The following is an 18,016-nucleotide window of genomic DNA, read 5'->3' on the forward strand; positions in this document are numbered from 1 at the left end:
GTTGTCAAATTTAAAATAACCTACAATTTTATAAAAGAATTATTCCATTCTTTTTACACTCTTCAATAGTATCCAAATCCCATACAGAAGCTTGTACTTCACCTATGTGTTTCTTCTCAAGAAAATACATACATAATCTAGATTGTCCAATTCCTCCGCCAATTGTAAGAGGCAAAGTATTTTCAAGCACTCCCTTATGATATTCAAGTTCTTTTAAATGCTCTCTTCCTGCTAATTTAAGTTGATTATCTAAAGATTCTTTATTTACACGAATTCCCATTGACGATACTTCCATAGCACTATTTATTACAGGATCCCAAAATAAAATATCTCCATTAAGTGACCAATCATCATAATCTGCACTTCTTGAATCATGTGGTTCTCCATTTGAAAGCTTCCCACCTATTCCTATTATAAATACTGCTTTTTTTTCTTTTACTATCGCATTTTCTCTTTCTTTAGAAGTCATATTAGGATATTTATTCAAAAGTTCCTCAGAAGTAATAAAGAAAATTTCTTCCGGTAGTTTTTTTGAAAGAACATATGGATATACTTGATTTATATATTCTTCAGCTCTTTTAAATACTTCAAAAATCTGTCTAACAGTAGATTTTAAAAATTCTATATTTCTATCTCCTGCTTTTATTATTTTTTCCCAATCCCATTGGTCAACATAAACTGAATGAATAGAGTCAAGTTCTTCATCAGGTCGTAAAGCATTCATATCAGCATACAATCCTTCATAATATTTAAATCCATATTCTTTTAGAGCATATCTTTTCCATTTCGCCAATGACTGTACAATTTCAACTCCAATTCCATATTTTCTGAAATCAAAGCCTACAGCTTTTTCAACTCCACTTAAATTATCATTCATACCTGTTTCAGGTCTTACCATAATTGGAGCTGAAATTCTTGCTAAATTTAATGTATTAGCTAAATCTCTTTGGAAGTAATCTTTTAAAGATTTAATTGCCATTTGTGTTTCTTTTAAGTCTAATTTTTTTACTTCTGAATTATTCCTCATTTTTTCCCCCAAAAAATTCTCCCATCGTCAAGATAGGAGAATTTAACAACAAATCTATTTTATATAAACTGATAACTCATTTCTTCATTATAAGAATGAATTGCTTCAATTATAAATGATGTTATTTTATAAGCTAGCAAAAACCCAAAATTTAAATCGTTCGAAAAACTAGGCTCACTATACATATATTCTGAAACTATTTTCTCAATGTATTCTTCAACAATACTTGTTAAATTTGAATCATTCGATACTTTTAACATTTCAAATTCCAATTTTTCAAACTCATGTGTCGCAGAATATCTATTTAATTCAGACTCATATAGCATATGCTCTCTCATATTCCCCATATATGTCTTCCTATATGCATGAGGATAACAAGTGTAGTCACATAAATAATGAGATATTATCCCTATTTTTCTTGAAAAATAATTATTTTGAATTTTGGTTAAGTCTTCAAGTTTAGAATACCTAAATAAATGTATTAAAAGAACTATTTCTTTTGAAATATACTTTATACTTTCATCTTTGTAATGTCTTATCATTCTATAATAAGGCAATACATCTGGAGCTACAGAGCCCCATGTAAGTTTATCTATATTTAAATTTATTTCGTATTCTTTTTTTATTTCTTCATTAACTCTTCGGACAACTCTTCTGTGTGTTTCAGCTAAAATAATAACACGCTCCTTATCAAGTTATAAAAGTATTTTATATCTCATTAAAGCTTTTGTCAAACAATGAGCTAAACATTTTGAATATCATTTAAAACATTTTTTATTGTTTGCCAAATATCTCCGGTCTCAAATCCTTTTCTCCAACTTGCTACTCCACCTAGTCCATATTTTCCAACTAAAGATGTCTTCCACTTTATTGACTCAGAATTTTCTACCCAAATTTTATAATGTTTTGAATTGAATGTGTATTCGGCATAGTCCTGTTTTGCTTTTTTATCCCAATCTATTTTTGCATTTTTTTCTTGAAGTATTTTATTTACTTGCCCCATTGACAGCGCATCACTCTTTAAAGTTTTATCATCTTCACTCCAAAGTCTAGAATAAAACGGAACACATAATATCAATTTTTCTTGTGGTATTTGATTAATAACTAAGTTTATATTTCCTTCAACCCAATTATACTCTGCAACAGAACCTGCTTTATCTGATGTTGACCAATGTTGATCATATGCCATTAACATGACATAGTCAGCAATCTTACCAAGCTCTCTTCTATCATAAGGTTCCTTCTTAACATTAGATGAAATTTGAGGTGTCACATCTACACTTACAAGTAAATTTTGTGAATGAAATACACCAGCTAATTCTCTTACAAATTGCGTTATTCCATCTCTATCCTCTATCTTTGTATTTTCAAAATCTATATTTATTCCCTTAAGTCCATATTGTTTGGTTAGCGAAAGAACTTTTTCTATAGCTTTTTCTCTTGAAGAACTTTTACTTAAAAATTCAGTAGTTAAATCAGCTTTAAAAGAATTATCTAAATAACCCCAGACATCAATTCCTAAGTCGTTATACTTTTTTACATAATCTTGTCTTCCTCTATCTATTATATTTCCTGAGCTATCAGCTACAGAAAACCATGTAGGACAAATTACATTTACACCTTGAAGTTCTTTAATTCCACTCACAGTATCATCTGATTGCTTAGCATAAGTATAGTCCCATGTTAAATTGAGAGGGGCCTTAGCCTCTCTCTTCTTATTTTCTTTTTCAATTTTAAATCTATTTTTAGGTAGCTTTACTTCAAGTTTAGATTTAGATATATAACCTGCATATCCTTCAACTTCTCTAACTTTGTAAAAATCTCCTTCTTCTCCATAAACATAAACTTTATCATCTTTTTTCAAGATAGATACTATAGGAGATTTTGTGCTATCAGACTCTCTCATATTAAGTCCATCTCCTGGAGAAATGCCTACTGCGTACTCTACATTGTCATAATCCATAACTAATAAATTCTTATTTTCAATGAATTTTAAAGTCACAGGATAATCATATACAAATGCTTCTATCGGAACATAAATTTTTGAATCTTTTTCTATTATAGGATCCCTAAGACCTATTTTTTGTGAATTTAATACACCTTCTTTTGCTCCTACTTTAATTCTTTTAGTTCCTTGTTCATTTACAAAAATAACAGTCTTTTCATTTTCATCATATTTCACACTATTATCTATATATTCTTTTATAAAGTCTAATGATAAATAGTATTGTCCGTCTATTTTGTCAAATTCACCTTTTTTTATCTTATCTCCTTCAACAACAAAGTTAAAACCTTGATAAGCTTTAGAAGTTTCTCCAGAACCTCTTCGGCTCAACATAAATAAACTTCCTCCAATACCTGCAACTATTAACAATAGTAGTATAATAAAAAATTTCTTCATATTCTAACTCCTTTAATGATTATATTATAACTATAATCATTAAAAATTAAAAGCTAAATAAATTCTGAGTATTTTCCAACTTATAAGACATAATCGAGTAGGGACTAACTCGTAGCCCCTCTCACACCACCGTACGTGCCGTTCGGCATACGGCGGTTCAATTCAAGTAATAATCCAAGCAACTTAGAAGTCCTCGCTTTGCGAGGATTTCTTTGCCATCCACTCTGGTGTAAATGTCAATATAAGAATGTACATTTTTGCTCAAATAATAATGTACATTTTCTTATTCCTCCTTTTCAAAAATATGGTCTTTTAATCTATATGATGCTCCTGTTATTGAGATGACTGTTGAATGATGTAATAGTCTATCTACTATTGCTTGGGCTATTTTTTCATCATAAAATAGTTCTCCCCATTCTGAAAAGTTTAAGTTACTTGTTATAATTGTACTTTTTGTTTCATACCTTTTATCTATTAGTTGAAATAGCATTCTTTCGTCTCCGTGGTTTAGGGGAAGGTACCCTAGTTCGTCTATTATCAGTAGCTTATATTTTGTGTAATGTTTGATTCTATTGTCTAATCTATTTTCTAGTTTGGCTCTTTTTAGATTGTCTATTAAGTCGTTACATTTGATAAAGTAGGTGCTTATTCTTTTTCTTGCGGCTTCTATTCCTATGGATGTTGCTAAATGAGTTTTACCTACTCCGCTATTTCCTAATATTATTATGTTTTCATTTTTTTCTATGAAACTTAATCCACATAGCATTTTTATTTGATTTTCGTTTATGTTTTCATTGAAGTTAAAATCAAAGTTTTTTAGGGTTTTTATGCTTGGAAAGTTTGCTACTTTTACCATTTGATTTGCTGCTACTATTTTCTTGTTATCTACTTCATAATCTGTTAATCTTAAAAGCCCATCTATTAGTGATATATTTGGATCTTTAAGTTCATTTTCTAAATGTATTATTACCTGCTTTAAATTTAGATATTTTAGGTTGGTTATTAGTCTTTCATAGTTTGTGCTATATTCCATATATTTCTCCAATCTTTTTTAAATTTTCTTTTGCAATTTCTTTTATTGCTACTGAATCTTTGTTTTTTAATGTATTGGATAATATTTCTTCGTAGTCTTCTAAATGATAATTTAATTTTTTATGGCTTATTTTATGAATTGTTACTAATTTTGTGTTATCATAGACGTACAATTTATTATCTAATACTTGTAAGTTTAATGGCTTATTTTCATATTCAGTTGGGACTGAGTATTGATTCTTCTTGTATGTTATCATAGAGGATTTGTTTACTCTTACTTGTGTTAGCTTTATTTTGTAGAGATTTCTTATTTGCTTACTTGGTAGTGGCTTTAAGAAGTCTTTTTCTTTTTCTAAAAGTTTAATTGGTATTTGACCTGTTCCTTGATGAATATCTAAGTTTACTCGGTTATTAATTTTTGAAACTAAGTCTAAAAGTTCTTGATATGTTAATTTCCCTTGTTAGGCGTTAATTTCTTCTAATAGTTTCATGCTAGATTCTACTTTTCCTTTAGTCTGTGGTCTTTTGGCTGTACATGGTTTTAGATCAAAACCATAATCTTTCATAAATTGATAAAACTTATTGTTAACTTTTCCTTCTTTTCTACCGGTTCTTGGCTCATCCATAATTGTTTTCATATTATCAGTTACTAAGCTTTGAGGAACTCCACTAATTTGTTCAAAGCTAGAATTTAAAAAGTCAAATAGAGTACTTTGTTTTTTGTCTAGTGATACACTAAAAATCCTATATCTTGAATATGAAAGTATGAAAACAAAAATATTTAAATTAATTACCTCTCCATCAGAAGTTATGAACTCTATATTTTCTTTCCAATCAATTTGAGCTTGCTCTGATGGAGATGATTCAAATCTTATTTTAGCTTTGTTTTTTCCTTTATTTTTATCAAAATATTCTTTGAAAACTTCATTATTGTTAATGTATTTATTGAAATTAGAAAGGCTTGTATCTAGAGCATGATTATCTTTTAGATATCTCCAAAGAATTGTTTTAGAGTAGAATTTTTGAACAGAGTTAACATCAAGCAACTCTTTAATTACATCCTTAAACTTGTCTATTTTAGAAGATTTGTTTCTAGAAAAGGGTTTTATCATAATCATGATAATATTTTTTAATAGTACGTCTATCCACACCAAGTTCTTTAGATAAAGCAGAATAGTTTGGTTTTAAATCATTTGAATCCATAATTATTTTTAATTTTGATAAATCTTTTAACTTTTGTATTTTAATTTTCAAGTTATTTATTAATGAATATTCCATTATTTCCTCCAAAATGTTATATTCATTATTTTATCAAATTGTACATTCCTATTTAATCATTTTTGTACATTCTTATTTTACCGTTTACAAAAAGTATCACCAATAGGGATTGGTTATATATTTTGCTATTCCTTCTTCTCGCCTACATCTCACGATGCAAACCTTGGGAATCACTATGGAGTTTGTCGGCAACTACGCCTCTTGTGGACTTTCACCACAGACTGACAGCATGCCCGTCATACTACAAAAAACTCAGAATCTTCCGATCCTGAGTTTTAATTAATAGTTATTCTTTTCTTTAACTTTAGCTGCTTTACCTTGTCTATCTCTTAAGTAATAAAGTTTAGAACGTCTAACTTTACCTCTACGAACTACAACTAATTTTGCAATTCTTGGAGTATTCATAAGGAAAGTTCTTTCAACTCCTATACCATAAGAAATTCTTCTAACAGTAAAAGTTTTTCTTGAACTTTTTCCTTGAATCTTTATAACAGTTCCTTCGAAAGCTTGAACTCTTTCTCTTGAACCTTCAATTATTCTATAGTGAACTTGAACTGTATCTCCAACGTTAAAAGATGGAAGATCATCTCTTAATTGTTCAGCTTCTATTGCTCTTATAATGTCCATATTGCCCTCCTCTCGTCATATGTCCTTTTTTAAATCATTTAATATATCCAATTCTTCTGAAGTTAATATTTCTTCTTTTAAAAGATCTGGTCGCTTCAAAAGAGTGTTTTTTAGAGCTTCTCTTCGTCTATAGTCTTCAATTAGTTTATGATTTCCACTTAATAAAACCTCTGGTACTTCAAAACCTTCAAAATTTTGAGGTCTTGTATATTGTGGATACTCTAAAATACCTCGATAATGTGATTCATCACTGTAGCTTTCACTACTTGATAAAACTCCTGGAAGTAATCTAGTTATACCATCAATCAACACCATAGATGCCATTTCTCCACCCGTTAAAACATAATCTCCTATGGAAATTTCTTCATCTACATAATTTTCAATGACACGATTGTCAATTCCCTCATAATGTCCATTTAATAAAATTAAATGTTCTTCTTTAGAAAGGTCTACCAATTTTTTTTGGTTTAGTACACTTCCTTGGGCTGACAAATATATCACCTTACTATTAGACGTCTTAACCGAATTAATAGCTTTTTTAATTGGAGGAACTTGCATTAACATGCCCGGACCGCCACCATATGGATAATCATCAACTTTATGATGTTTATTTTCAGAAAAATCTCTGATATTTACTGTTTTAAGATCAATTTGTTTTTCTTTGATAGCCCTTGAAATTATACTATAGTTTTCTAAAATTTCAAAAAACTCAGGAAATAAAGTTAAAATACTAAATTTCACTCTAACATTCCTTCAATAGGTTCTATTATAATTTTTTTAGATTTAACATCTATATCTTTTACAAATTCAGAAACTTGTGGGATTAAATATTCTTTATCTCCATTGACAACATATACGTCATTTGCAGGATTTTCAATAAGGTCTACAACCTCACCGACCAATTGTCCGTCAGTTTTATAAACCTCACACCCAATGATATCAGATATAAAATATTCGCCTTCTTCAAGTTCAATTTTATCTTCATCACTTACATATATATAACAAGTTTTAAATTTTTCGACATCGTTAATATTATTTAACCCATCGAAAAATAAATACACAAATCTTTCTGTAACTTGTACTTTTCTTATTTTTTGATGCATTAAATCATCACCAATATAGACATTTTCAAGATTATTAAATCTTTCATTTCTACTTGTCAAAGGCAAAACTTTAAGTTCGCCTTTAATCCCTCTGGTGTTAATTATTTGCCCTATTACCGTATAATTATTCAAGTTCTTCAATTTCTAAATTGACCCTCTTATTTTCTTTTAGTGATACTGCTTTTAAGACACCTCTTATTGCCTTAGCGATCTTACCTTGTCTTCCTATAACTTTGCCCATATCACTTTGCAAAACGTACAGAGATATATCAATTTGTTCATCATTTTCTTTTGATTCCAACTTGATACTATCTGGATTATCAACTAAAGACTTAGCAATGTATTCAACTAATTCAACCATTTGAACCTCCATCAGAGATTACTCTGCATCTACTTTTGCTTCTTCTGAAACATTCTTTTTTTCTGCGTAAATGCTGTTTTCTCTAAATAGTCTGTCCACTGTATCAGTAGGCTTCGCACCATTTGCTATCCAGCTGTTTACTCTTTCTGCATCAACAACTACTTTTTTAGGTTCAGTTAAAGGATTGTAATAACCAATTTCCTCTATGAACTTACCATCTCTCGGACTACGAGAATCAGCTACAACTATTCTATAAAAAGGAGATTTTTTAGCTCCCATTCTTCTTAGTCTTATTTTAACTGCCATAATTCACCTCCATAATCAAATTAAATTTATATAAATAAATTTTTAACACTAAAACGGAAAAGGCATTCTAAATTTTTTCTTCTTCATCGCCTTGCCTAAATTTCCAAATTGCTTCATCATTTTTTTAATTTCTTTAAACTGTTTTAAAAGCCTATTTACCTCTACAGCATCAGTCCCACTGCCTGCAGCTATTCTCTTTCTTCTTGAAGAATCGATTATTTCAGGTTTTGTTCGTTCCTCTTTTGTCATAGATTTTATAATAGCTTCAACTCTTGAAAATTCTTTTCCGTCAAAATTAATACCTTTTAAAGCTCTACTATTTACTCCCGGTATCATTCCTAGCAAATCTTCGAGAGGTCCCATATTTTTCATTTGTTCCATTTGGTCTAAGAAATCATCTAATGTAAAAGTTTGTGTCCTCAACTTTTCTTCAAGTTCCTTAGCCTTCTTCTCATCTACATTAGCTTGGGCTTTTTCTATAAGAGATAAAACATCTCCCATTCCAAGTATTCTAGAAGCCATTCTATCTGGGTGGAACACTTCAAGTTGGTCAAGTTTTTCCCCCATCGCAATATACTTTATAGGTACATCTGTAACCGCTCTTATTGATAAAGCAGCCCCACCTCTAGTATCACCATCTAACTTAGTGAGAACAACACCTGTAAGCTTTAATAGTTTGTCAAAAGACTCAGCTACATTTACTGCATCTTGTCCTGTCATAGAATCTAATACAAGTAAAATTTCAGAAGGATTAGTCCCTTTATCAATTTCCTTTAATTCTTCCATCAAGTCTTCATCAATATGAAGTCTACCGGCTGTATCTATTATAACGACGTCATTTTGATTTCTCTTCGCATGCTCCAATGCAGCTTTCGCTATATCTACAGGGCTTATTTTATCCCCCATTGTATATACAGGAACATCCACACTTTCTCCAACAACCTGTAACTGTTTTATTGCCGCAGGTCTATATACATCACATGCTACCAATAAAGGTCTATTGCCTGATTTTTTAATCAACTTAGCAAGTTTTGCTGAAGTTGTAGTTTTACCAGCACCTTGAAGACCACACATCATAATTACTGTAGGCTTTTTAGATAAATCTAACTTAGACTCTCCAGTTCCCATCATGTTTTTTAGTTCTTCATTTACTATCTTTATTACTTGTTGTCCTGGAGTTAAACTTTCAAGAACATCTTGTCCTAAAGAACGTTCTTTAACTTTTTTGATGAAGTCCTTAACTACTTTGAAATTTACATCTGCTTCCAAAAGTGCAAGCTTTACTTCACGCATGGCAGCATCTATGTCTTTCTCAGTTAGTCTACCCTTTCCTGTCAATTTAGACAATGTATTTTGTAACTTTTCGGAAAGTGATTCAAATACCATTTTGAACCTCCTCATCATTTATTAAGGAAATAATTTCATTGAACATTTCTAAATTTAAATCACTAGATGAATTCTTTAAGTTTTCAAGTAAATTTAACAACTTTTCTTTTCTACTTATAGACTTATTGTAATTTTCTACAAGACCTAAAATCTTTTCATAATGCTCTAAATTTTGTACAGCTCTTTTAATGTTGTCAGAAACAGCTTGTTTTGTAATATTCAATGTTTCAGCTATTTCATTCAGCGAAAAATCATCTTCATAATACATAGATATAGCTTTCTCTTGCTTTTCAGTTAGGAGCTTAGAATAAAAATCCAACAGCATATTTATTTCTAACACATTTTCAATTTCAATCATATTATCACCTTTGGGTCAAGTTTTCTTATTGACCTTGTTTAGTATACACTCTTAGCTATATAGTGTCAAGTTATTTTTTTGACCCTATTAAAATTAATTCAATCCTAAATTGCAATATTTCAAAATCTTAAATTTGGATAAATATTTATTTTTAATACTTAAAACTCAACAATTCTAAAGATTTTTATTAACAAAATATAATTCAAATTATACTTATAATATTAATTGAAAAAATATATATTTTTTTATAGAAAATTGATATAAAATAAACAATAAAAAACTCCTTTTATTTTCATTCTAACGAGCTTAATTAAAAGGAGTTAATCATTTAATTTAATATTTCATCTGTAGATTTTATTATATTTCCATCTTTAGTATATACTCTGCAAAGTCTAGGACTCAAATGTGTTAAAAATGGTGTATTACATTCTTCTGCAGCTTCTGAATATTCATTTAACCAAATTTTTTCAGAACCTTGCTCTCCAACCAATACTACCTCATCGCCAACTTCACATTCTATTCCAGTTACATCGACCATCAATTGATCCATACATATAACTCCTATTTGGCGACATCTTTTCCCTTTAATAAGCACTTCTATCTTACCTGACATAGCTCTTAAAAGTCCATCTGAATAACCTATTGGTATAGTAGCTACCTTAGTTGGCTTTTCAGCTTTAAATACTAAGCCATAACTAACACCCTCACCTTTTTGAATCGTTTTTACATGAGCAACTTCAGATTTTATACTGGCGATAAATTCTAATCCAAAATTTAATGCTTCTTCTATATTCCCATCATGAGTTCCATATATGGCTATACCAGGTCTAACGGCATCTAATGAATATTCTGGATACGAAAATACCCCACCTGTATTATTTATATGTTTCATACCAAGCTCAATACCTTTAGCTTCTAATCTCTCTGTAAAATCAATAAATTTTGAAAACTGGTTCTTTGTAAATTCCAGATTCTCTTCTGCATCAGCAAAATGAGAAAAAATACCAGTTATATTTGTATTAGGTAGTTTTGAAATATTTTCTATTTCAGCTAAACTTGCATCTGTTGGTTTGAATCCTAAACGATTCATCCCTGTGTCTATCTTTATATGAATATTAGTAGTCATTCCAATTTTTTTGGATACTTCATTTATCTTTTTAGCTGTATCATAGCTATACACTGTGAAAGTCAAATTATTTCTTATTGAACTTTCGTATAGATATTCTGGTGTATATCCTAATACTAATATTTCTACATTTTTAAATTCCCGTCTTATTCTAATTCCCTCTGACATAGCCGCTACTGCAAAATTATAAACACCAATTTCTATTAAATGCCTTACTATTTCGACATCTCCCATGCTATAAGCGTTACTTTTGACTATAGCTATAATCTTAGTTGATTCAGGTATATGACTTCTTATAGCTTCTATATTTCTTTCAAGTTTATCTAAATCTATTTCAATTCTAGATGGTCTACTGAACATATTGCGCCTCACTCTAAAATGGCATCAATAAATGAACCCATTTCAAACTTTTGTAAATCTTCTATTTTTTCTCCGACACCTACTAACTTTATAGGTATGCCCAACTCACTTTGTAGTGCTATTACTACTCCACCTTTTGCTGTACCATCAAGTTTAGTTAAAACAATCCCAGTTATATCTGCAACTTCTTTAAATAACTTAGCTTGGCTAAGTGCATTTTGCCCTGTAGTCGCATCTAGTACTAAAAGTGTTTCCCTTTTTGCATTTGAAAAATCTCTAGAGATAATTTTATTTATTTTTTCTAATTCTTTCATTAAGTTAGCTTTGTTATGAAGTCTACCAGCAGTATCACAAATCAATACATCTATATTTCTTGATTTTGCAGCACTTATTCCATCATATATTACAGCTGCCGGGTCAGCACCTTCTGAATGACTTATTACATCTACATTAGCCCTATCTCCCCAAGTTTTTAATTGATCTATTGCTGCCGCTCTAAAAGTATCTGCCGCTGCAATGAGAACACTCTTGCCTTCGCTTTTCAATTTTGAAGATAACTTACCTATTGTAGTAGTTTTACCAACTCCATTTACCCCTATAACTAATATAACAGTTTGGTTAGACGTTTCTATTGTAGAATCTAAGTCAGGATTCATAATTTTTTTAATTTCTTCTTTTAATAGAGGAATGACTTTACTAGGGTCATTTATTTTTTCTTGAATTATAGTTTCTCTAAGATTGTCAATTAATTTCATCGTAGTTTCCATACCTATATCAGCCGAAATTAATATATCTTCCAAATCTTCTAATAATTCATCATCTATTTTTACATAGGCTCCCAAAATAGTGTTTATCTTTACAGTCATCTCTTGTCTTGTTTTAGAAAGACCATCTTTTAATTTTTTGAATAAATTAAATTTAGGTTTTTCTTCTACTTCTTCTAAAACTTCATTTAAATCATCTACCGAGGTTGGTTCTTCTATCTCTTCTTTATAATCTTCAATTGCAATAAAATTAGAAGTTTCATCTACAGAATCTATACCTACTTCTTCTGTATTTTCTTCAATAGACTCATCAATATTTTCAACTATATCTTCTTTTAAATCTATTTCTTCAATATTTTCAGCTTTATTCCCCTTAAATTTATCTTTTATCCATTTAAACATAGTTCCCCCCTAATCGAGTTTAACAGAAATTATTTTGCTAATACCTTTTTCCTCCATAGTAACACCATATAAAACATTTGCTATTTCCATGGTTAATTTTCTATGTGTAATAATTATAAATTGAATATCTTCCAATGTCATTAAATAATCAGCATATTTTTTTATATTTGCATCATCTAATGCTGCATCTATCTCATCTAGTATACAAAACGGAGCTGGTCTAACTTTTAACAATGCAAATAAAAGTGCCACAGCAGTAAGAGCTCTCTCTCCCCCCGATAACAAAGATAGTGATTGCAATTTTTTCCCAGGCGGCTCAGCTTTTATTTCTATCCCACCTTCTAATGCAGTATCTTCCAATTCAATTTTAGCTCTTCCTCCATTAAACAATATCTTGAAAATTTCTTCAAAATATTTGGAGACCTTATTAAAAGTATTAGAAAATAAAACTTTCATTTCTGACTCTAGTTTAGATATTATCTGCTCTATTTCTTTTTGCGATTCAAGCATATCATCAATTTGTTCTTTAGTAAATCCCAGTCTTTCAACAAGTAGCTGGTATTCTTCAACTGCTCCAAGATTTACATTTCCCAAACTTTCAATTTCTCGTTTTAGTTCATTAATTTTTGACTTAGAAACTTTAGAATCTTCTGGTACATCATCAAATTCAACTATCCCATAAGTTTCAAAAATATGCTCTTTTATTATAGAAATTCTATCCTTAACTCTATCTATTTTGGAACCAATTTTAGCTATTTCTGATTCTAGGACAATACGCTTTTCTTGATAATTTTCCAACTCTTGTCTGTTAGCTTTTAATTCTAAATTATTTTTCTTTCTTTTTTCTTCAACTAAAAAAACTCTATTTTCAATTTCAGATTTTGAATTATTTATTGCCTCAATATCTATATTTGAAGTCGATATTTTTTGATTAAGTCTTTCTATTTCTAAATTAGCATTAATAATACTATTTTTTATATTATCTCGATTTATCTGAGCATTATGTTCTGAAGTTTTTATAAATTCTATTTCACTCTTAATTGAAGTTATCTTTGAAACAAAATCATTTATGGTAAGTGTTAATTGAAATTTTTTCTCTTTTAATTTTTCTAAATCTTCTTTTAAATTCTCAAACTTTTCATCACTTATATCAGAATTTGTCTCATTAATTTTTTGGTTAAGTCTTTCCTTATTATTTGATAATTCTTCAAATGTAAGTTTATCTTCTTCTATCTGTTTTGTAAGTTCAGCTTCTTCACTTTTATATTTTTCAATATAAATTTGGTTTGATTTAACAGAATTTGTCAATCCAGATAAATTATTTTCAACTTTTATTATCTCTTGGCTTAAAGCCAATTCTTCTTTTAGATCTGAATTAATCTCTTCATCAATACTTTTTAAATTCTGTTTAGATTTATCATATTGACTCTCAAGCTGCTTTTCAGAATTTGATAAATTCGAAATTTGTTTTTGTAAGTCATCTAATTCATTTTTTCTAGATATTATTTCAGAACTAAATTTATTTAAGCTTCCTCCAGTTACAGAGCCACCTATATTAAAACTGTCCCCTCTTAAAGTTACAACTCTATACCGAGCCCCAAACTGTTTAGCAATAGTTGTCCCTGAAACAAAATCTTTAACAACCAAAGTTCTTCCCAATAGATTTTTAAATATATTTTCAAATTCAGGTTTAAATTCTATAAGCTCGTAACCTAATCCCAATATATTACTATCTTTTGGAACGTCACCAGATGATTTAAACTTCATACTATCAATAGGTAAAAAAGTTACTCTACCCATCTTTTTAGTGTTTAAGTATTCTATTATTTTTTTAGCAGAGTTTAATTTATCTACAATTATATTCTGTAAAGCTCCACCCAATGCAACAGATATGGCTGTTTCATATTCTTTTTTTACTTTAAAATTCTCTGCAACAGGTCCTACTATCTCTTGCTCAAAATCACCTCGTTTGGTGATATTCATAAGGCTTTTTACACTTTTGTTGTAACCTTCAAAAGAATTATTTAAATTTTTAAGGGCTGTATATTGTGCTTCTGTATGAGAAATCTTCTTTTGCAACTCTTGCAAACTATTATAATTAGAAATTACTTCGCTGTTCGCCTTTTCTCTTTCTCTTTTACTTACTTCCGATTTTTTTCTAAGAGCATCCAAATTTTCTTTAATAGAGTTATATTTTTTCTCAGCACTTTCTCTTAATTCTTCAATTTCTTCATTGTTAGAATATAAAGTTTTTAAATTTTCTTTAATATTGTCAAGCCTACTATTTTTTTCAGACTTCATAACATTCAAAATACTTAATTTTGAATTTATTGCTGACAATTCATTTTCTATATTTTTTATTCCAACATTATATGAATTTATTTCTTCTTCTTTGTTTTTAAGCTCAACTGATAAATCATATATTTTTTTGACAAAATCATTTTGTTCAGTTTTTAATTCTTCAATTTTAAACTCATATTCTGATTTATCTTTTTCTAACTCTAAAATTCTAGAATCAGCTTTTACTGAAGAATCTTCTAATTCTTTTAACAAGTTTTTATCATTTTCTAAATTTTTAGTATAGTTTTCCAACTTCACTAATACAACATCAAGTTCAGACTTTTCTCTTTGAATATTTAATTCAAATTCCTTTAGTTCATTTCTGACAAGTTCTGCTTCTTCTTCAGTTTTTTCACTCTCTAAAGAAATATTTTCTATTTTTGCTTTAAACTCTTCTATATTTTTGATAACATAAGATAAATTTTGTTCATTCTCTGTTAATTCCTGCTCAGCTTCGCCAACTTTTTTATCTAAGTCTACAAGTTCATAGGCTGCTAAATTTATTTCCAATCTTTTAAGTTCTTTACTTTTTTCTAAATAAATAGTTGCATCTTCAGAAGCTTTTTTTAAATCTTTTTCTCTTGATTCAAGCTCAGATAAAATATCATTTAGTCTAAGTATATTTTCCTTAGTCCTCTTTAATTTTAATTCACTTTCGTGTTTTCTTAATTTAAACTTTGAAACACCAGCTGCTTCTTCAAATATCTGTCTTCTCTCATCAGGTTTATTGCTTAAAATTCTATCTATCTGACCTTGACTGATAAGTGAATATCCATCTTTTCCTATACCAGTATCTAGAAATAGTTCTCTTATATCTTTTAATCTACATTTAGTGCCATTTATTAAGAAATCAGACTCTAAAGATCGATACATTCTTCTTGTTATCTGTACTTCTCTAAAATCAAGAGGAATACTTCCATCTGAATTGTCAAAAACTATACTAACTTCTGCAAATCCTGTAGCTTTTCGTTTGTCAGTTCCAGAGAAAATTACATCCTCCATCTTACTTCCTCTAAGATTCTTAATAGAAGTTTCTCCTAAAACCCAAATAATTGCATCAGTTATATTACTTTTCCCGCTTCCATTTGGTCCAACTATAGCTGTTATTGAATTATTAAAATCAATTTTAGTTTTATTTAAAAAAGATTTAAATCCTTGTATGTATATGGATTTTAAAATCATTTACTCACCAGCCTTAAAAGATATAATATTTTCATTAAAAGATATTTGAATCATATCATTTAAATTATTATCTATCTTCATTTCTACATTTTCTAAATTTAGAGCTTCTATTAAATGTTTTTTGCCTACACCTTTATTTCCAGCTATCAACGAAATATTTCTTCCTGAGGCAACAACTTTTATACTATTGACATTTTCAAGTTCTAATAACTTTATTATCTGTTCAGTTATCAATTCGCTTTCAACTAATTGTCTTATAGCCGGATGGAAAGGCCCTGCCACAACATCTTTCCCTAATTGGATGTTGTCAGTAGGTTGTAACCCCACTCGTATAACTTCTATGCCAGCTTTAGTGTACATAGGCAATAATTTCTTTATCCAACTTACAGCTTCTTCAACACTTTGTGGAGTATAAAGCCCAGAGTTATATAACATCTCTAATTCTGTATCTTTTATTACAAGTGTAGGATATATTCGCACAAATTTAGGATTTATTTTAATAAATTCTTCTGCTGTATATATACTTTTTTCAAGTTCATCCCCATATAGGCCTAACATCTGTTGTAAACCAAGTTCAAATCCAAACTTTTTTATAAGCTCAGCCGACTTATAAACTGACGCTACACTATGACCACGTTTTGAAAGTCGAAGTACATCTTTATCTAAACTCTGTACGCCTAATTCTATCGTTTTAACATTATATTTTTTTAATAAATTCAATCTTTTTTCATCTATTGCATCAGGTCTTGTAGACAATCTAATTGAATCAAATCTATTCGGTTCAATATATTTATTTATTAACTTTAAAATCCACTCTTGTGTGTCTATGTCAATTGCAGTAAAAGACCCTCCGTAGAGGGCAATTTCAAATTTATTATCATTTTTAAAATATGATGAATATGTTTCGATAGTATCTCTAATATCTTTTTCAGTTATAGACGTAGAAATACCAGTAATCTTTCTCTGATTACAAAAAACACAATCATTTGGACAGCCTTCATGAGGTACAAAAATTGGTATTATATTTTTTTTACTCATATATCTCTCCTAATTTTATTAAACACTCTTTAGCTGCCATTTGTTGAGCTTTCTTTTTAGACGAGCCCTCTCCTTTAGCTAATAGTTCGCCATTTAAAAACAAGTCATAAAAAAATGTCTTATTATTGTCAGGTCCCTTTTCTTCTCTTAAAACATATTCTACTTCTTTTTTCGAATCTCTTTGAGAAAACTCTTGAAGTAGTGTTTTATAATCAATATTTATTTTATTAGAAAGAGCAGCTCTTATATTTTCATCACATAGACTTAAGACCACTTTTTTAGCGCTAGAAAGCCCACCATCTAAATACACAGCTCCTATCAAGGCCTCTAACGCATCCGCCATTATAGAAGCTCGATAATTCCCATCGGCTTTGTACTCTCCTCTACCAAATTTAATAAACATCCCTAAATTTATATCTTTAGCAATTTTATACAGAGCTTGTTCACTTACAATTTTACTTCTAAGCTGAGATAACTTTCCCTCTCTCATATTCAAATTATTTAAAAATAATTCTTCGGTTATAACAAGTTCTAAAACAGCATCTCCTAAAAATTCAAGTCTCTGATTATTTTTTTGATAAGATTCATTTTCATTTAAATACGACGAATGCACAAGTGCAGTTTCTAAATATAAATCATTATTAAAATTATAATCTATTATAGAACATAATTTTTTTATATCCTTATTATTCACCTTCAATGTTCAATTCTTTTGCGTATTCAATAACATCAGAAATTGTTGATAATTCTTTTAAGTGGTCTTCTTCAAGTTCTATTGAGAACTCATCTTCAATACTCATTACAAGTTCAACTATATCTATAGAATCTGCACCTAAATCATCAACAAATGTCATATCTTCTTCTAATTCATCTACATCTCTTCCAAATTGATCTGCTATTAATTGTAAAATTCTCTCTCTCATTT

General features: G+C 29.3%; 17 protein-coding genes and 1 pseudogene. All 18 read right to left on the reverse strand.

Annotated features, from left to right (window positions below):
• Nucleotides 1–28: 28 nt before the first annotated feature.
• The 18 genes and pseudogenes from asnA to acpP all read right to left on the reverse strand — a co-directional run bounded on the left by asnA (nucleotide 29) and on the right by acpP (nucleotide 18,014).
• Nucleotides 29–1,027 (reverse strand): aspartate--ammonia ligase, encoded by a 999-nt coding sequence (asnA, locus tag DYE58_RS09610; RefSeq protein ID WP_004821655.1) that lies wholly within the window; start codon nucleotides 1,025–1,027, stop codon nucleotides 29–31.
• 59 nt (nucleotides 1,028–1,086) lie between these two features.
• On the reverse strand, nucleotides 1,087–1,704 hold the full coding sequence (locus DYE58_RS09615; RefSeq protein WP_040552690.1) for a zinc dependent phospholipase C family protein: 618 nt from the start codon (nucleotides 1,702–1,704) through the stop codon (nucleotides 1,087–1,089).
• A 65-nt stretch (nucleotides 1,705–1,769) separates the two neighbouring features.
• Nucleotides 1,770–3,428: a glycosyl hydrolase family 18 protein gene (locus DYE58_RS09620; protein ID WP_004821659.1), complete on the reverse strand. Its 1,659-nt coding sequence runs from the start codon at nucleotides 3,426–3,428 to the stop codon at nucleotides 1,770–1,772.
• A gap of 283 nt (nucleotides 3,429–3,711) precedes the next feature.
• On the reverse strand, nucleotides 3,712–4,461 hold the full coding sequence (istB, locus tag DYE58_RS09625; protein WP_004823537.1) for an IS21-like element helper ATPase IstB: 750 nt from the start codon (nucleotides 4,459–4,461) through the stop codon (nucleotides 3,712–3,714).
• Nucleotides 4,451–5,738, reverse strand: a pseudogene (gene istA / locus DYE58_RS09630) (IS21 family transposase). Before istA ends, istB begins: the two are co-directional and overlap by 11 nt.
• A gap of 279 nt (nucleotides 5,739–6,017) precedes the next feature.
• On the reverse strand, nucleotides 6,018–6,365 hold the full coding sequence (rplS, locus tag DYE58_RS09635) for a 50S ribosomal protein L19 (protein WP_004821663.1): 348 nt from the start codon (nucleotides 6,363–6,365) through the stop codon (nucleotides 6,018–6,020).
• Between the two features lie 15 nt (nucleotides 6,366–6,380).
• Nucleotides 6,381–7,106: a tRNA (guanosine(37)-N1)-methyltransferase TrmD gene (trmD, locus tag DYE58_RS09640; RefSeq protein ID WP_004821664.1), complete on the reverse strand. Its 726-nt coding sequence runs from the start codon at nucleotides 7,104–7,106 to the stop codon at nucleotides 6,381–6,383.
• Entirely contained in the window at nucleotides 7,103–7,609 is a 507-nt protein-coding gene (gene rimM / locus DYE58_RS09645) for a ribosome maturation factor RimM (protein ID WP_040552694.1), read from the reverse strand. Before rimM ends, trmD begins: the two co-directional genes overlap by 4 nt.
• On the reverse strand, nucleotides 7,593–7,829 hold the full coding sequence (locus DYE58_RS09650) for a KH domain-containing protein (RefSeq protein ID WP_040552696.1): 237 nt from the start codon (nucleotides 7,827–7,829) through the stop codon (nucleotides 7,593–7,595). Before DYE58_RS09650 ends, rimM begins: the two co-directional genes overlap by 17 nt.
• Nucleotides 7,830–7,847: 18 nt before the next feature.
• On the reverse strand, nucleotides 7,848–8,135 hold the full coding sequence (gene rpsP, locus DYE58_RS09655) for a 30S ribosomal protein S16 (protein WP_004821669.1): 288 nt from the start codon (nucleotides 8,133–8,135) through the stop codon (nucleotides 7,848–7,850).
• A gap of 48 nt (nucleotides 8,136–8,183) precedes the next feature.
• Nucleotides 8,184–9,521, reverse strand: a complete 1,338-nt coding sequence (gene ffh, locus DYE58_RS09660; RefSeq protein WP_004821671.1) for a signal recognition particle protein — start codon at nucleotides 9,519–9,521, stop codon at nucleotides 8,184–8,186.
• Nucleotides 9,511–9,879 (reverse strand): YlxM family DNA-binding protein, encoded by a 369-nt coding sequence (gene ylxM, locus DYE58_RS09665; protein WP_004821673.1) that lies wholly within the window; start codon nucleotides 9,877–9,879, stop codon nucleotides 9,511–9,513. Before ylxM ends, ffh begins: the two co-directional genes overlap by 11 nt.
• A 328-nt stretch (nucleotides 9,880–10,207) precedes the next feature.
• Entirely contained in the window at nucleotides 10,208–11,365 is a 1,158-nt protein-coding gene (gene alr / locus DYE58_RS09670; RefSeq protein ID WP_004821675.1) for an alanine racemase, read from the reverse strand.
• Between the two features lie 8 nt (nucleotides 11,366–11,373).
• Nucleotides 11,374–12,531 (reverse strand): signal recognition particle-docking protein FtsY, encoded by a 1,158-nt coding sequence (gene ftsY, locus DYE58_RS09675; RefSeq protein ID WP_115312257.1) that lies wholly within the window; start codon nucleotides 12,529–12,531, stop codon nucleotides 11,374–11,376.
• Nucleotides 12,532–12,540: 9 nt separating this feature from the next.
• A complete protein-coding gene (gene smc, locus DYE58_RS09680; protein WP_115312258.1) occupies nucleotides 12,541–16,053 on the reverse strand; it encodes a chromosome segregation protein SMC in 3,513 nt (1,170 codons plus the stop codon).
• On the reverse strand, nucleotides 16,054–17,091 hold the full coding sequence (locus tag DYE58_RS09685) for an elongator complex protein 3 (protein WP_115312259.1): 1,038 nt from the start codon (nucleotides 17,089–17,091) through the stop codon (nucleotides 16,054–16,056). It abuts the gene before it with no gap.
• Entirely contained in the window at nucleotides 17,084–17,785 is a 702-nt protein-coding gene (gene rnc, locus DYE58_RS09690) for a ribonuclease III (RefSeq protein WP_172463332.1), read from the reverse strand. Before rnc ends, DYE58_RS09685 begins: the two co-directional genes overlap by 8 nt.
• Nucleotides 17,778–18,014, reverse strand: coding sequence for an acyl carrier protein (gene acpP, locus DYE58_RS09695; protein ID WP_004821689.1), 237 nt, complete (start codon nucleotides 18,012–18,014; stop codon nucleotides 17,778–17,780). The genes rnc and acpP overlap by 8 nt, the downstream gene beginning before the upstream one ends.
• Between the last annotated feature and the right edge of the window lie 2 nt (nucleotides 18,015–18,016).

The organism is Peptoniphilus indolicus, from assembly GCF_900454665.1.
In the GTDB taxonomy this organism is placed as follows: domain Bacteria; phylum Bacillota; class Clostridia; order Tissierellales; family Peptoniphilaceae; genus Peptoniphilus; species Peptoniphilus indolicus.

Bases quoted from the DNA above. Each gene is read 5' to 3' on its own strand.
- asnA (WP_004821655.1), bottom strand. From the start codon at position 1,027: ATGAGGAATAATTCAGAAGTAAAAAAATTAGACTTAAAAGAAACACAA.
- DYE58_RS09620 (WP_004821659.1), bottom strand. From the start codon at position 3,428: ATGAAGAAATTTTTTATTATACTACTATTGTTAATAGTTGCAGGTATT.
- istB (WP_004823537.1), bottom strand. From the start codon at position 4,461: ATGGAATATAGCACAAACTATGAAAGACTAATAACCAACCTAAAATAT.
- rplS (WP_004821663.1), bottom strand. From the start codon at position 6,365: ATGGACATTATAAGAGCAATAGAAGCTGAACAATTAAGAGATGATCTT.
- DYE58_RS09650 (WP_040552696.1), bottom strand. From the start codon at position 7,829: ATGGTTGAATTAGTTGAATACATTGCTAAGTCTTTAGTTGATAATCCA.
- rpsP (WP_004821669.1), bottom strand. From the start codon at position 8,135: ATGGCAGTTAAAATAAGACTAAGAAGAATGGGAGCTAAAAAATCTCCT.
- ffh (WP_004821671.1), bottom strand. From the start codon at position 9,521: ATGGTATTTGAATCACTTTCCGAAAAGTTACAAAATACATTGTCTAAA.
- ylxM (WP_004821673.1), bottom strand. From the start codon at position 9,879: ATGATTGAAATTGAAAATGTGTTAGAAATAAATATGCTGTTGGATTTT.
- alr (WP_004821675.1), bottom strand. From the start codon at position 11,365: ATGTTCAGTAGACCATCTAGAATTGAAATAGATTTAGATAAACTTGAA.
- ftsY (WP_115312257.1), bottom strand. From the start codon at position 12,531: ATGTTTAAATGGATAAAAGATAAATTTAAGGGGAATAAAGCTGAAAAT.
- smc (WP_115312258.1), bottom strand. From the start codon at position 16,053: ATGATTTTAAAATCCATATACATACAAGGATTTAAATCTTTTTTAAAT.
- DYE58_RS09685 (WP_115312259.1), bottom strand. From the start codon at position 17,091: ATGAGTAAAAAAAATATAATACCAATTTTTGTACCTCATGAAGGCTGT.
- acpP (WP_004821689.1), bottom strand. From the start codon at position 18,014: ATGAGAGAGAGAATTTTACAATTAATAGCAGATCAATTTGGAAGAGAT.